The sequence below is a fragment of the Aeromonas sp. S18(2024) genome (genome assembly GCF_041402525.1).
Lineage (GTDB): Bacteria > Pseudomonadota > Gammaproteobacteria > Enterobacterales > Aeromonadaceae > Aeromonas > Aeromonas enteropelogenes.
Genome location: NZ_JBGLQV010000001.1, coordinates 238,999 through 253,583, shown reverse-complemented (window position 1 = coordinate 253,583; position 14,585 = coordinate 238,999). Strand labels below are relative to the sequence as shown.

12 protein-coding genes and 1 other RNA gene are annotated in these 14,585 nt (G+C 63.6%); 5 read left to right on the top strand and 8 right to left on the bottom strand.

Translation table 11 applies throughout. The annotated features are described in order from the left end of the window. Positions 1-6: 6 nt before the first annotated feature. From gcvP to ACB034_RS01095, 6 genes are all read right to left on the bottom strand, one after another. A complete protein-coding gene (gene gcvP / locus ACB034_RS01120; protein ID WP_371171855.1) occupies positions 7-2,883 on the bottom strand; it encodes an aminomethyl-transferring glycine dehydrogenase in 2,877 nt (958 codons plus the stop codon). A 191-nt stretch (positions 2,884-3,074) separates the two neighbouring features. Next, positions 3,075-3,464 (bottom strand): glycine cleavage system protein GcvH, encoded by a 390-nt coding sequence (gene gcvH / locus ACB034_RS01115; RefSeq protein WP_026457262.1) that lies wholly within the window; start codon positions 3,462-3,464, stop codon positions 3,075-3,077. Between the two features lie 77 nt (positions 3,465-3,541). Continuing rightward, positions 3,542-4,639, bottom strand: coding sequence for a glycine cleavage system aminomethyltransferase GcvT (gene gcvT, locus ACB034_RS01110; RefSeq protein ID WP_026457263.1), 1,098 nt, complete (start codon positions 4,637-4,639; stop codon positions 3,542-3,544). Positions 4,640-5,068: 429 nt separating this feature from the next. After that, positions 5,069-6,337, bottom strand: a complete 1,269-nt coding sequence (locus ACB034_RS01105) for an FAD-dependent 2-octaprenylphenol hydroxylase (protein WP_371172060.1) — start codon at positions 6,335-6,337, stop codon at positions 5,069-5,071. 86 nt (positions 6,338-6,423) lie between these two features. Beyond that, the gene (ubiH, locus tag ACB034_RS01100; RefSeq protein WP_371172059.1) at positions 6,424-7,662 is read right to left on the bottom strand and encodes a 2-octaprenyl-6-methoxyphenyl hydroxylase; all 1,239 of its coding nucleotides are present in this window, start codon (positions 7,660-7,662) and stop codon (positions 6,424-6,426) included. 213 nt (positions 7,663-7,875) lie between these two features. Beyond that, positions 7,876-8,445, bottom strand: coding sequence for a UPF0149 family protein (locus ACB034_RS01095; protein WP_042024943.1), 570 nt, complete (start codon positions 8,443-8,445; stop codon positions 7,876-7,878). Between the two features lie 173 nt (positions 8,446-8,618). On the opposite strand from ACB034_RS01095, the gene zapA reads away from it, so the two are divergent. Together zapA and ssrS are read left to right on the top strand one after the other, a co-directional pair. Beyond that, complete coding sequence (zapA, locus tag ACB034_RS01090; RefSeq protein WP_026458364.1) at positions 8,619-8,954, top strand: cell division protein ZapA; 336 nt, start codon at positions 8,619-8,621, stop codon at positions 8,952-8,954. A gap of 15 nt (positions 8,955-8,969) precedes the next feature. Further along, a non-coding RNA gene (gene ssrS / locus ACB034_RS01085) (6S RNA) lies at positions 8,970-9,152 on the top strand. Positions 9,153-9,211: 59 nt separating this feature from the next. Here ssrS and ACB034_RS01080 read toward each other — a convergent pair. Then, entirely contained in the window at positions 9,212-10,558 is a 1,347-nt protein-coding gene (locus tag ACB034_RS01080) for a sensor histidine kinase (protein ID WP_371171854.1), read from the bottom strand. Between the two features lie 43 nt (positions 10,559-10,601). After that, positions 10,602-11,276, bottom strand: coding sequence for a transcriptional regulator TctD (gene tctD / locus ACB034_RS01075; RefSeq protein ID WP_371171853.1), 675 nt, complete (start codon positions 11,274-11,276; stop codon positions 10,602-10,604). Positions 11,277-11,435: 159 nt separating this feature from the next. On the opposite strand from tctD, the gene ACB034_RS01070 reads away from it, so the two are divergent. The 3 genes from ACB034_RS01070 to ACB034_RS01060 are packed head-to-tail and all read left to right on the top strand — an operon-like array spanning position 11,436 to position 14,411. Continuing rightward, positions 11,436-12,422, top strand: coding sequence for a tripartite tricarboxylate transporter substrate binding protein (locus ACB034_RS01070; RefSeq protein WP_156130285.1), 987 nt, complete (start codon positions 11,436-11,438; stop codon positions 12,420-12,422). A 15-nt stretch (positions 12,423-12,437) separates the two neighbouring features. Beyond that, complete coding sequence (locus tag ACB034_RS01065; RefSeq protein WP_201941130.1) at positions 12,438-12,869, top strand: tripartite tricarboxylate transporter TctB family protein; 432 nt, start codon at positions 12,438-12,440, stop codon at positions 12,867-12,869. Between the two features lie 9 nt (positions 12,870-12,878). After that, positions 12,879-14,411, top strand: a complete 1,533-nt coding sequence (locus ACB034_RS01060; protein WP_371171852.1) for a tripartite tricarboxylate transporter permease — start codon at positions 12,879-12,881, stop codon at positions 14,409-14,411. The last annotated feature ends 174 nt before the right edge of the window (positions 14,412-14,585 follow it).

The following is a 14,585-nucleotide window of genomic DNA, read 5'->3' as shown; positions in this document are numbered from 1 at the left end:
CTCTTCTTACTTGGCGTAATCCTCGGTAGGTACGCAGGAGCAGAACAGGTTGCGATCGCCGTAGACGTCGTCGATGCGGTTAACCGACGGCCACAGCTTGCTGGCGCGCACGGCGTCGGACGGGAAGACCGCCTCGGCGCGGCTGTAGGCACGGTTCCACTGCTCGTCCATCACGTCATCCTGGGTGTGGGGCGCGTGCACCAGCGGGTTGTCGGTCAGGCTCCAGTGGCCGTCCTGCACCTTGGCGATCTCGGCGCGGATGGCGATCATCGCCTCGACGAAGCGATCCAGCTCGCGCTTGGATTCGGATTCGGTCGGTTCGACCATCAGGGTACCCGCCACCGGGAAGCTCATGGTCGGCGCGTGGAAGCCAAAATCCATCAGGCGCTTGGCCACGTCCATCTCGCTGATGCCGGATGCCTCCTTGAGCGGACGGATATCCAGGATGCACTCGTGGGCAACGCGATGGTTGCGCCCGGTGTAGAGCACCGGGAAGGCCTCGCCGAGCTTCTTGGCCAGGTAGTTGGCGTTGAGGATGGCGACCTGGGTGGATTTCTTCAGCCCCTCGTCACCCAGCATGGCGATATACATCCAGCTGATGGGCAGGATGCTGGCCGAGCCGAACGGTGCGGCCGATACGGCGCCGTTGTCACGGCTCTCTTTATCGGTCTTGACCACGGCGTGACCGGCCACGAACGGTGCCAGATGCTGCTTGACACCGATGGGGCCCATGCCCGGACCACCACCACCGTGGGGGATAGCGAAGGTCTTGTGCAGGTTGAGGTGGGAGACGTCCGCACCGATAAAGCCAGGCGCAGTGAGGCCCACCTGCGCGTTCATGTTGGCGCCGTCCAGATAGACCTGACCACCGTACTGGTGAACGATGTCGCACACCTCCTTGATGGTCTCCTCGTACACCCCGTGGGTGGAGGGGTAGGTCACCATCAGACAGGAGAGCTGATCCCCCGCCTCGGCCGCCTTGGCGCGCAGGTCATCGAGATCCACGTTACCGGCCTTGTCACAGGCGGTGACGATCACCTTGAGGCCCGCCATCTGGGCAGACGCCGGGTTGGTCCCGTGAGCAGAAGCCGGAATGAGGCAGATGTCGCGATGCCCCTCGCCGCGCGACTCGTGGTACTTTTTGATGGCCAGCAGGCCCGCGTACTCGCCCTGAGCACCGGAGTTGGGCTGCATGCAGACCGCATCGTAGCCGGTCACTTTCACCAGCCAGTCCTCAAGGTCTGCCAGCAACAGCTGGTAACCCCTGGCCTGCTCGAGCGGGGCGAACGGATGCAGCTTGCCAAACTCGGGCCAGGTCACCGGGATCATCTCGGCGGTGGCGTTGAGCTTCATGGTGCAGGAGCCGAGCGAAATCATGGCATAGTTGAGCGCCAGATCTTTTGCTTCGAGACGGTGGATGTAGCGCAGCATCTCGGTCTCGGAGTGGTACTTGTTGAACACTTCGTGGGTCAGCACGGCGTCGGTACGCAGCAGATCCTGCGGGATGGCGTGATGGGCCTGGGCCGCCTTGTCCAGCGCCTCCAGATCCAGGCCGTGGTCTGCCCCCAGGAACAGCTCGAACAGCTCGACCACGTCGTCACGGGTGGTGGTCTCGGACAAAGACACCCCCACGGCGCCATCCAGATCGGCGCGCAGGTTGATGCCAAGCCCCTCGGCCTTGGCGATCAGCGCAGCCTTGTCGACCGTCACGACGGTCAGGGTATCGAACCAGCTGTCGTGCTTGAGGGCCACACCCTTGGCTTTCAGCCCCAGCGCCAGAATGCTGGTCAGACGATGGACGCGAGAGGCGATGGTTTTCAGCCCCACCGGACCGTGGTAGACGGCGTAGAAGCTCGCCATGTTGGCCAACAGCACCTGGGCGGTACAGATGTTGGAGTTGGCCTTCTCGCGGCGGATGTGCTGCTCGCGGGTCTGCATCGCCATGCGCAGGGCATTCTTGCCACGGGCATCCTTGGAGACGCCGATGATGCGGCCCGGCATGGAGCGCTTGTAGGCATCGCGGGTAGCGAAGAAGGCGGCGTGAGGACCACCGTAACCCATGGGCACGCCAAAACGCTGGGCAGAGCCCAACACCACATCGGCGCCCAGCTCGCCCGGGGATTTGAGCAGCAACAGGGAGAGGATATCAGCGCTGACGCAGGCCAACCCTTTCTGAGCCTGCACCGCGGCGATCAGGGCGCGCAGATCCTTCACCTCACCCGTGGTGGTGGGATACTGGAACAGGGCACCGAACACCTCTTCGCTCACCGCCTCGGCGACGGGGCCCACAGCCACGTCGAAGCCGAAGTGCACCGCGCGCTCCTTGACCACGTCGATCACCTGGGGATGCACGTCGTCGGCCACGAAGAAGAGGTTGGACTTGGACTTGGCCATCCGCTTGGCGAGTGCCATGGCTTCGGCAGCGGCGGTGGCTTCATCCAGCAGGGAGGCGCTGGCGAGATCCATGCCGGTCAAGTCCAGGGTCAGTTGCTGGAAGTTGAGCAGGGCTTCGAGACGGCCCTGGGCCAGCTCGGGCTGATAGGGGGTGTAGGCGGTGTACCAGCCCGGGTTCTCCAGCACGTTGCGCAGGATGACATGGGGCACGTGGGTGTCGTGATAACCCATGCCGATATAGCTCTTGGCAATCTTGTTCTGGGCGGCGTAACCCTTGAGCTTGGCCAGGGCCTCCACCTCCGTCATGCTGGCGCCGATCCCCAGGGGGCCGGGGCGACGGATGGCGGCCGGGACCGTCTGCTCAATCAGATCGTCCAGGCTCTCGGCACCCACTTCGGCCAACAGCACGCGCAGCTCTTCCTCACCCGGGCCGATATGACGGCGGATGAAATCGGTTTTTTGCTCGAGTTCAAACAATGACTGGGTCATTTCCCTATTCCTGCTCATAAATCCTGATAAAAAGCACTGATAGTCGGCCTGGACCGACTCCACTCATGTTCATGGGTGCCGCAATGGAACTGTTATCCCATTGTGGCGGATGCGCGCCGGCATCCTGCGGCCCGCTCGTTGGCAGACCGTCATACAAAAGGGCCCCGCACGCTGTGCAGGGCCCGGAGGCATTACTCTTCGTCCACCACGTTCTGGTAGCCTTCGGCGTCCAGCAGGTTGGCCAGCTCGCCTGCGTCATCCAGCTTGATGCGGAACAACCAGCCAGCCTGGTACGGATCGGAGTTGACCAGCTCGGGGCTGCCTTCCAGCTCTTCGTTGACGGCGATGATCTCGCCGCTCACCGGGCTGTAGATGTCGGAGGCGGCTTTTACCGACTCGGCCACGGCGCAGTCGTCACCGGCGCTGACCTGCTTACCCACCTCGGGCAACTCGACAAACACCATGTCCCCCAACAGCTCCTGGGCGTGCTCGGTGATACCGACGACGGCCTCACCGTTGGCTTCGACACGGATCCACTCGTGGGAGGTGGCATATTTCAGTTCGCTCGGGATATGGCTCATTTGTGCTTCCTTAATGTACTTGGATCACTTTTTACAAAAGGGCGCGGCGCAGGACCTTCCTGCGCCGCCATCAATCATTACACCAGCGCCTGACCATTGCGGACGAAGGCGGGCTTGGTCACCTTCACGGTAACCAATTTCTTGCGGATCTCAACCTGGGCCTGTGCGCCGATGTCACGGGGCACCCGCGCCAGGGCGATGCTGTAGCCCAGGGTCGGGGAGAAGGAGCCTGAGGTGATCACCCCTTCCCGCGGCTCGCCATCGGCACCGGTAAAGGTGACCGCCATGCCGGCACGCAAGACCCCTTTCTCTTCCATCACCAGGCCCACCAGCTTGTGCTGGTTGCCCGCCGCTTTCTGCGCTTCCAGCGCGGCGCGGCCGATAAACTGGCGATCGGCCGGCTCCCAGGCGATGGTCCAGGCCATATTGGCAGCGAGCGGAGAGATAGACTCGTCCATGTCCTGACCATAGAGGTTCATGCCGGCTTCGAGACGCAGGGTATCCCGCGCGCCCAGGCCGCAGGGGGCAACCCCTGCATCCAGCAGCCCCTGCCACAGATCGCACGCCTTCTCTTGCGGCACCACGATCTCGTAGCCATCTTCGCCGGTGTAGCCGGTGGTGGCGATGAAGAGATCGCCGGCCTGCACGCCGAAGAAGGGCTTCATCCCCACCACGGCGGTGCGCTGGGAGGCGCTCAGGACGGAGGCCACCTTGAGCTTGGCGTTGGGGCCCTGCACCGCGATCATGGCGAGCTCGGGGCGCTCGGTCACGGTGACATCGAAATCGATGGCGTGGTGGCGGATCCAGGCCAGATCCTTCTCGCGGGTGGCGGAGTTGACCACCAGGCGGTAGAAGGTATCAGTCAGGTAATAGGTAATGAGGTCGTCGATGACGCCCCCTTCGGGATTGAGCATGCCGCTATAGAGGGCCTTGCCGGAAACGGTCAGCTTGGCCACATCGTTGGCCAGCAGGTGTTGCAGGAAGGCTTTGACCCGCTCGCCGGTCAGATCGACGATGGTCATGTGGGAGACATCGAACATGCCGGCGTCGCTGCGCACCGCGTGGTGCTCTTCCAGCTGGGAACCGTAGTTGATGGGCATTTCCCAACCATGGAAGTCCACCATTTTGGCGCCGGCTTCCAGGTGTTTGGGATGCAGTACAGTAGTCTGGATCATCGCATTCTTTCCTTAGCAAAAAGCCCTTTAGCGTTAGCGACAACTCTCGCAACCCGCCCGATTCACTGCAAAGATAAGCCTTCACAGCAAAGAGAGCCGGTCACCGGGTCTGTGCTCGCTCCTGCCCTTGCCGGGCAAGAGGGATTCCTTGAACGGGACGGATTATATGCCAAGCGGGCCCATGCGCCGCTCAAAAAAAACTAATCCCCTCCCGTTTAAGTGCTTCCAGACACTAAGATAAACGCCAAGATAAAAACAGCCGTAAACGGAAGAAGTCGAGATTAAATTTCGATTTTCACCGTTTCGTCACAATTTGCAGAAAAACGTTTCGCACTGCACCAAAATTAAAGGCTGACGCCTCGTCAGGGGCATCAGCCTTGCCAGATTACTTTTTTTATAAAAAAAGCCGGGTAATATTAGTTTTTTTCATCATTTTGGCGAAAGCTTGGCCCGCGGCACCGGGTTGACCGGTGTCACCGGCACCCACTCGGGACGGGCCAGGGCGGGCAATTCGCCCTCCAGCCCCATGGCGGCACGGATCACCCCCTCTTTGAAAGGCGTCAGCAGATCGGCCGCACGCAATCCCACCCCGCGCACCAGCTTCTTGAGGGGGTGAGCGCCGCTAAACAGTCGCTTGAGCCCCTCCATCGCCGCCAGCATCCTGGCCGCCTCGCTCTTGCGCCAGCGCTCGTAGCTGCGTAGATTGGCCTGCAGGCCGATATCCTTGCCGGCACGCTGGTTGGCGAGGATAAGCTCGGCCAGGGCGGCGGCATCCAGCAGGCCGAGGTTGACCCCCTGCCCTGCCAGCGGGTGTATGGTGTGGGCGGCATCGCCCACCAGCACCAGCCGCTCGCGGGCAAAATCGCGAGCATAGCGGGCGGTGAGCGGGATGGCGCTGCGCGGCCCCTCCACCTTGCACAGACCGAGCCGCGCATCGAATGCCGCTGTGAGCTGGCGATTGAATTTCTCATCGTCGCAGGCGCACAGCGCCTCGGCCCGCGCGGCAGGCAGGGACCAGACGATGGAGCAGAGATCCCCCTGCCACAGGGGCAGGAAGGCGAGCGGCCCTTCCGGAGTAAAGATCTGGCGGGCCACCGCCTGATGGGGCTCGGCGCAGCGCACCGTTGCCACCAGGGCGTGATGGCCGTAATCCCAGCTGGTCAGCGGAATATCGGCCTGACGACGGACCCAGGAGTGGGCACCATCGGCCGCCACCACCAGTTTCGCCGAGATGGCCTGGCCATCTTCAAGGAGCAGCAGGGCCCCCGCCGGGCCGCTCTGCAGGCTCTTGGCGCGAGCCGGCGTGAGCAGCTGGATGTTGCTGGCCCCCTCGATCGCCTCCAGTAGCGCCAGCTGGATGACCCGGTTCTCGACGATATGGCCGAGGGCGCTCTGGCGCAGGCTGGCGGCATCAAAATCGATGTGGCCGAAGCTGTCCTGCTCCCACACCGCCATCTTGTCGTAATGCTGCAGGCGGCGCGCCGCAATCCCGGACCAGGCACCGACCCGCTGCAGGATGCGCTGGCTGGCGAGGCTCAGGGCGCTGACCCGGTTGTCGGCCACCTCGCCAAGCTCGGAGTCGGGCAAGCGCCCCTCGACCACCACCACCTTGAGGGCACTCTCCTTGAGGGCTGCGGCGAGCCCCAGGCCTACCATGCCGCCCCCGACAATCACCACATCCACATCTTGCATCTGCATCATCTGTTCCTTTCATGGCTGGCCAGCGTGGCCAGCAGGGGGCGCCATCGCACATCCCCTTTCAGCATAAGTTGACCCCGGGCCCCTTAACGCTTGCCACACACATCGGCGACAAAGCCCAGGGTACGGGAGGCGAGCGGCGCCTTGAGACAGGGGAGCCGCCCCATCAGGGAGAGCGCCAGATTGCGCCCCGCCACCAGGGGATCGTGACCATTGGAGAAGAGCTGGGCCAGCGAGGAGGTGAGCCAGACGGTCTGCGCCTGATCGACCTTGCGCTGCTGCCAGTAGCCATTGAGTACGGCGAAGCTGCCGATATCCTCCCCCACCGCCAGGGCGCTGGCGATGGCGTCGGTCAGCAGATCGAGATCCCGCATGCCGAGATTGAAGCCTTGACCGGCGATGGGGTGCAGGGCGTGGGCGGCATTGCCCACCAGCACGGTACGCTGGGCCAGCGGATAGTCGCAGGCGGTCAATACCAGCGGATAGACATGGCGCTGACCGGTGCGCTCGAAACGTCCCAGCCGCCAGCCAAACGCCGCCTGCAGGCGAGCCAGAAACGCGGCCTCATCCAGTCCCATCAGCTCGTCCACCTCATGACGCGCGACGCTCCAGACCAAAGAGGAGAGCCCCTCCTGCATCGGCAGCAGGGCCAGGGGCCCTTGCTCGGTAAAGCGCTCGAAGGCGCGGCCGGCGGGATCTTCGGCGGTCTTGACGGTGGCGATGATGGCACTCTGTTCAAAATCGTGGCGGGTCACCGCCAGCTTGAAGTGCTGGCGCACGAAGGAGTTCCCCCCGTCGGCCGCCACCAGCAACCGGGTTTCCACCTGCTCGCCGCTCTCAAGCGTGAGCCTGACCGCCTCCTCCCGGGGCTGGATATCGCCGACCCGCGCCGGACACACCACCCGGATCTGCTTGCAGGCAGCCATGGCCTGCTGCAAGGCGTGACCCACGGCCGCCAGTTCAATGACCTGCCCCAGGGCGGGCAGACCGTATTCGGCCGCTGACAGGCGAGTCTGGCCACAATGGCCCCGATCCGAGACATGAATATGAGTGATGGGGGCGCAGTGGGGAGCAAACAGGAGCCAGAGCCCACGCCGCTCCAGCGCCTCGCAGGTGCCCGCCGCCAGCGCGATGGCGCGGGCATCGAAGCCCGGGTGAGCCGGTGCAGAGGCATGGATGTCGGGAGCACTGGCCTCTAGCAGCAGGATCGACAGGGGCGATCCATCGGGCTTGCGCAGGGCCGCCAGAGAGAGCGCCAGCACGGCACCACTCATTCCGCCACCGACCAGGGTCACATCGACCTGTCGCACATCAGATTGGGACATAAGCAGAGAAGGAGAAGTCAAAAACATGGCCTCATGCTACCACAAAGGGCGAGGCCGATTGCGCGGTTGGCGGCAAAAAACCGGTGTCAGCTCACAGGGTTAGTCAGCTTTTGCCATCACGTTGCAATCACTTTGCCATAACAAAAGAGCGCCACGGGGCGCTCTTTGCTTTCATCGGGTGAAAAAGGGTGATCTGTCACCACAATCGGTACATCAATGCAGGGTTGGCGGGGTAACCGGGCTGTCCGGACGCTTGCCAAACTCTTCGAAGGCCATCATGACCCCCAGTTTGACGTGCTCGTAGAGCACCAGGAAGGAGGCTTCGTTCTCGTCATCTTCCTGATCGAACTCGGCAGAGACCTGGGTGATGCTGGCGATATCCTGGATCATCTCCTGCAGCTCTTCCGAGGCGCGGGAGAGCTCCTGCTGCACCACACCGAAACCGGCCAGAAACGCCTGGGACCAGTCCACCAGCGAATCAATGCGCTCATCCAGCGGCGTCTCGTCACCGGGCAACAGCAGCTCGACCCCTTTTTGCGCCATCAGGCTCTCGACCACATTGTGATAAAGATCGGTCATCAGCTGGCGCACCGGGGCCGGCAGGCCGAATCCGTCGTTCACCAGATCGTTGAAATGGGGCACCCAGCTCTTCTCATCCAGCGCCACGCCACCACATACCAGACCACAGATCACACCGTGAGCCTCGACCGCACTGGCCATCAGCTCATGCTGCTCCATGATGGCCGTCACGGCCGCATAGTTAAGGGGGGTTGTCTTGCTCATAGTGGATCCGCTCAAAGTTCATGCAAGTTTGCAAAATTTATGGTCAGGATCCTAGCATTCTCCCTCTTCCAGAGCCAGCAAGGCCTTGAAAGTTATGCATCTGCGCTATATAGTCCCGCCCAGTTGTCCACGTGGATAAAGGCGGAAAGTTTCTTCGCCGTATTGAGGAAGGCATGAGCACAGAGGCCGTAGAAATCGTCATTTTGGGACGTCCCTACAAGGTATCCTGTCCCCTGGGACAACAGGATGCCCTGCGCCAGGCCGCCGAGCAGCTGACCGAAAAATTGATCGACCTGCGTCAACGTTCCAAAGTCTCCAGCAACGAACAGCTTGCTGTGATGGCGGCGCTCAATTTTTGCCATGAGCTCTGCCTTGAAAAAGAGAAAAACCACCAATACTCTGAGACCATGGACAAGCGGATCAAGATGCTGCAACGCACCATAGAAGCGGCCTTGATAGAGCACGGACAGTATGGTGATTCCAGCGAAGAAGAGGGGCAACAGCCCTAATCTCGCACCGTTTTAAATTCCCTGGGGTGTTTGTCAGCCGGTTCAAGTCCCCGAGCCGATATTCATACCAAACAGGGGATCTGCCTTCTGGCTATTGCGCATGCTCGGCACGACCGAGAAGCCTGCGGTCAGATCCGATCCCCGCCTTGAACCGACGGTTCAAGGGCCCAAACCGGCAACGGCATCTCCGGGGTTCCAACAGCAAAAAGCCCGTCACCATGGTGACGGGCTTTTTCTTTATTCTCCCCTCGCCTGCCTCACATCGGCAGGCTCAGCCTTACCAGCAGGCCGCCGAGTTGCGGCGCAGGCAGCAGCAACACCTCGCCATGATGGTAGTGGGCGATGTCGCGCACCAGCGCGAGGCCAAGGCCGGCACCGGGCTGATCGGCGCCGTTTTCGAGCCGCTGGAACGGCAGCCAAACCCGCTCGGCCTGCTCGGGGGCGATACCGGGGCCGCTGTCTTCCACCTCCAGCCAGACTTGCTTACCGGTGGCCTGCACCCGCGCCGTCACAGTGCCACCTGCCGGGCTGTACTTGATGGCGTTGTCCAGCAGGTTGGCACACAGCTCCCCGAGCAGCAGCGGCTCCCCGGCCACCATGATGGCGGACTCCTCCCCCTCGTAGCCGAGATCGATCCCCTTGCTGCGCGCCTGTGCCAAGCGGGAGAGACAAGCCTGCTGCACCAGTTCCACCAGCTCGATGGGCTCGCGCTGGCGAAGGCCGGAGCACTCGTCGGATTTGAGGCGAGCAAGCAGCAGCAAGCGTTCGGTCAGCGCTATGGTGTGATCGAGCCGGGCCGCCATGGCCGTCAGGCTCTCCTGCATCAGGGCGGGATCATTACCGCTGCGGGCCACCTCCACCTGGGTCTTCAGTATGGTCAGCGGGGTGCGCAGCTGGTGCGCCGCATCGGCGCTGAAGCGCTCCTGACGGGCCACCAGCTGGCGCAATCTGGCCAGATGGCGATTAAAGGCGAGGATAAGCGGCCGGGTCTCCTGCCAGGGGAGCAAGTCCGGCAGCGGCGCCAGGTTGGCGGCATCGCGGCGCAATAGCTCGCGCGACAGACGGCGCATCGGGGTAAGCAGGCGCTTGAGCAGCAGGTAGGCAAGCAGCAGGGTCAGGGCCACCAGGGCCCCCTGAGAGAGTACCGCATGCCACAACAGCTGCTCGGCAAGTTCACGACGCCCCATCAGGGTTTCGGCCACCGTGATAGTGGCCATGCCGCTCAGCCCCCCTTCGTTAACCGGTTGCAGCAGGGCGACGGCACGAATTGGCGTGCCCTGAAACTCCCCGTCGTAGAAATAGGCGAGCGCCGGATAACGGTCGGTGAGCGGCGTCTTGTCCGGCTTCGCCGGTAGTTCCTCATAGCCCGAGATGACCCGACCGGATGGCGAGCGCACCTGATAGAAGAGGCGATCGCGCATGTTGCGCTCGAAGCTGTCGAGCACCACGTAGGGGACATCGACCCGCAGCCGCCCCTGCTGCACGTCGAGGCGCTCGGCCACGGTGCGCGCCGAGGCGAGCAGGGTGCGATCATAAGCCTGGGTGGCGGCGGCCAGGGCGCCGTAGTAGCTGTACCAGGCCGACGCCCCCCAGAGGATCAGCAAGGGAGCGCCAAGAAACAGCAGCAGTTGATGAAGGAGCGAGCGGTTAATGGGAAGCCTCCGGCGCCGCTTCCAGCAGATAACCCAGCCCGCGCAACGTGGTGATCACCACGCCACTGCCCACCAGCTTTTTGCGCAGCCGGTGGATGTAGAGATCGATGCTCTCCTTCCCCACCTCGTCATCGAGGTTGAACACCTGCTCGAACAGCTGCCCCTTGGCCACCGGCCGCCCCTGACGATACATGAGGGCGGTGAGCAGCGCCTGTTCGCGCGGGGTCAGGGCCAGCCTGGCGTCATCCACCACGAAATAGCCGTCCGGATGCAGCATCAGCTGCCCCAGCCGCAATTCGGCGCCGCCACTTTCGCTGCGTCGCAGCAGGGCCCGCAGACGGGCGTCGAGCTCCCCCAGATCGAACGGCTTGGCGAGATAGTCGTCGGCGCCGGCATTGAGACCGCAGATCCGCTCCTCTACCGCGCCACGGGCGGTGAGCAGCAGCACCGGCAAGCCCTGGCCGCGGCGGCGCAACCGGCCGAGCACCGCCAGCCCATCCAGCCTGGGCATTTCGATATCCAGGATCGCCAGGGCATAACGCTCCTGACGCAGCAACTGATCGGCCCGCTCGCCATCAGCCACCCAATCCACGGCGAATCCGGCGCTGGTCAAGGCCCGCGACAGCCAGTGCGCCAGTTCATGATTGTCTTCGGCCAGCAGTAAACGCATCTCGTCTCCCCATACTGCGAGGTGTGATCCACTTCACGCTCCCGTCACTTAGGCCACGACTGAAAGGTGAATGAAAGGTTGTTGTTTTAACAATTTCGCATCACCTCGTCTACCGACGAGGTCACACCCGGAAAAAACAACAACAAGATGGAGCACTCCATGAAGCAACACACACGTCATGCCCTCGCCCTGCTGGCCCTGTTCGGTGCCCTGCCACTGCAAGCAGCCGACACCGCCAGCGCCCCTGATCGGACCGAATGCATCGCCCCCGCCAAGCCGGGCGGCGGTTTCGATCTCACCTGCAAGCTGCTGCAGGTGAGCCTGCAGGAGACCAACACCATCGACAAGCCGATGCGCGTCACCTACATGCCGGGCGGCGTCGGCGCCGTGGCCTACAACGCCATCGTGGCCCAGCGCCCGGCCGAGGCCGGCACCGTGGTCGCCTTCTCCGGCGGTTCGCTTTTGAACCTCTCCCAGGGCAAGTTCGGCCGCTACGGCGTCGATGACGTGCGCTGGCTGGCCGCCGTCGGCACCGACTACGGCATGATAGCGGTGCGTCACGACGCCCCCTACCAGAACCTCAAGGAGCTGGTCGCCGCCCTCAAGCGCGATCCCAACAGCGTGGTGATCGGCGCCGGCGCCTCCATCGGCAGCCAGGACTGGATGAAGGCCGCCCTGCTGGCCAAACTGGCCGGAGTCGATCCCCACAAGATGCGTTACGTCGCCTTTGAAGGCGGTGGCGAGCCGGTCACCGCTCTGCTCGGTAACCACGTGCAGGCGGTCTCGGGCGATCTGAGCGAGATGGTGCCCCACCTTGGCGGCGACAAACTCAAGGTGCTGGCGGTGTTTGCCAAGGATCGCCTGCCGGGCAAGCTGGCCGACATCCCCACCGCCAGGGAGCAGGGTTATGACCTGGAGTGGCCGGTCATTCGCGGCTTCTACGTGGGCCCCAAGGTGAGTGACGCCGAGTACCAGTGGTGGAAGCAGACCTTCGATCAGTTGGTCAAGACCGACACCTTCAAGGCCCAGCGTGATCAGCGCGGCCTGTTCGAGTTCGATCTCACCGGCGAGGCACTGGATAGCTACGTCAAGGCCCAGGTGGCCGACTATCGCGAGCAGGCCAAGGCCTTTGGCCTAGCCAAGTAAGAGGGAGCCAGCACCATGAGCGATCGTCTGTTTGCCCTGTGCTGGCTGCTGCTGAGCCTGGGGGCCGCCGCCCTCGCCTGGCAGTTGCACAGCGAATACAGCTACGAGCCGGTGGGGCCGCGCCCCTTCCCGCTTGTCATCAGCCTGTTGATGGCCGGCTGCGCCCTGCTGCTGCTTAAGCGCACGCCGGATCCGGCCAGCTGGCCGGAGCGTCCCGCGCTGCTGCGCATCGCCGCCATGGTGCTGGCCCTGTTTGCCTACGGCTGGGGCTTTGAGTGGCTGGGCTTTCCGCTCGCCACCACCCTGCTCACCGTGGTGGTCGGGCGGCTGTTTGGCGCCAGCTGGCGCGCCGCCCTCATCGCCGGGCCCCTGCTCGGCATCTGCCTCTTTTACGCCTTCGACCGGCTGCTGGATGTCACCCTGCCGCTCGGCGCCTGGCTGGCCTAAGGAGTTGTCATGGATACCTGGATGTACCTAGCGCAAGGTTTCGCGGTGGCCCTCACCCCCGAAAACCTGCTGATCGCCCTCATCGGCTGCTTCGTCGGCACCGTGGTCGGGCTGCTGCCGGGGCTCGGCCCCATCAACGGTGTGGCGATCCTGCTGCCCCTCGCCTTCGCCCTGAAACTGCCCCCCGAGTCGGCCCTGATCCTGCTCGCCACCGTCTACATCGGCTGCGAGTACGGCGGGCGGATCTCCTCCATCTTGCTCAACGTGCCGGGGGACGCCGCCGCCATCATGACGGCGCTCGACGGCTACCCCATGGCCAAGCAGGGACGCGCCGGGGTGGCGCTCTCCATCTCGGCGGTGAGCTCGTTCGTCGGCTCCCTGCTCGCCATCGGCGGCATCATACTGTTCGCCCCGGCCCTGGCTCGCTGGTCGCTCGCCTTCGGCCCGGCCGAGTACTTTGCCCTCATGGTGTTCGCCATCGCCTGCCTCGGCAGCATGATGAGCCAGAACCCGCTCAAGTCCTTCCTCGCCGCCCTGATTGGCCTCGGGCTCGCCACCGTCGGCGTCGACGCCAACACCGGCGTCTACCGCTTCACCTTCGACAGCGTGCACCTGTCGGACGGGATCCAGTTCATCGTGGTGGTGATCGGCCTCTTCTCGGTGAGCGAGATCCTGCTGATGCTCGAGCACACCAAGGGGGGTCAGCAGCTGGTGCGCCAGACCGGCCGCCTGCTGTTCAGCTTCCGCGAGCTGACCCAGTGCACCGGCACCATGCTGCGCTCGGCCACCGCCGGCTTCTTCGTCGGCATCCTGCCGGGGGCCGGCGCCACCATCGCCAGCGCCCTCACCTACATGACCGAGAAGCGCCTGGCCGGCCCGCAAGGCACCTTCGGCCAGGGGGACATCCGCGGCGTGGCAGCCCCCGAGGCGGCCAACAACGCCTCCGCCTGTGGCTCCTTCATCCCCATGCTGACCCTGGGCGTGCCGGGCTCTGGCACCACGGCGGTGATGATGGGGGCCCTGACCCTCTACAACATCACCCCGGGCCCGACCATGTTCACCGAACAGCCGGACATCGTCTGGGGGCTGATCGCCGCCCTGCTGCTGGCCAACATCATGCTGCTCATCATGAACATCCCCCTCATCGGGCTGTTCACCCGCATGCTCAGCATCCCGCTCTGGTTCCTGGCCCCGGCCATCGCCACCGTCTCGGCGGTGGGGGTCTACGCGGTGCACAGCACCACCTTCGACCTGCTGCTGATGGCCGGTCTCGGGGTATTTGGCTATGTGCTGCGCAAGCTCAACTTCCCCCTTTCGCCGCTGATCCTGGGCTTCGTGCTGGGGGAGATGCTGGAGCAAAACCTGCGCCGGGCACTCTCTATCAGCAACGGCGAACTCGACATCCTGTGGGGCAGCGCCATCAGCCAGAGCCTGCTGGTGTTGGCGGTGCTGGTCATCGCCCTGCCCCCCCTGGTGCGCGTGCTGCGCCGACGCAAGAGTGCCGCCGCCATGTCAGAGGCCAGCACGGGATCCGGTTCCTGACACTGTGCACCTCGTTAAGGTTGCCATCCCATAACAAGAGGGCCTCACAGAGTGAGGCCCTCTTTTATTTGCCGGATAACACTTGCTGCCAATCTGCGGATCCCGCCACCAGACCACATGTTCATTCTCTGTGGTCTCGCTACAATAGCGGACAACTTTGAAGCTCATCTTTTC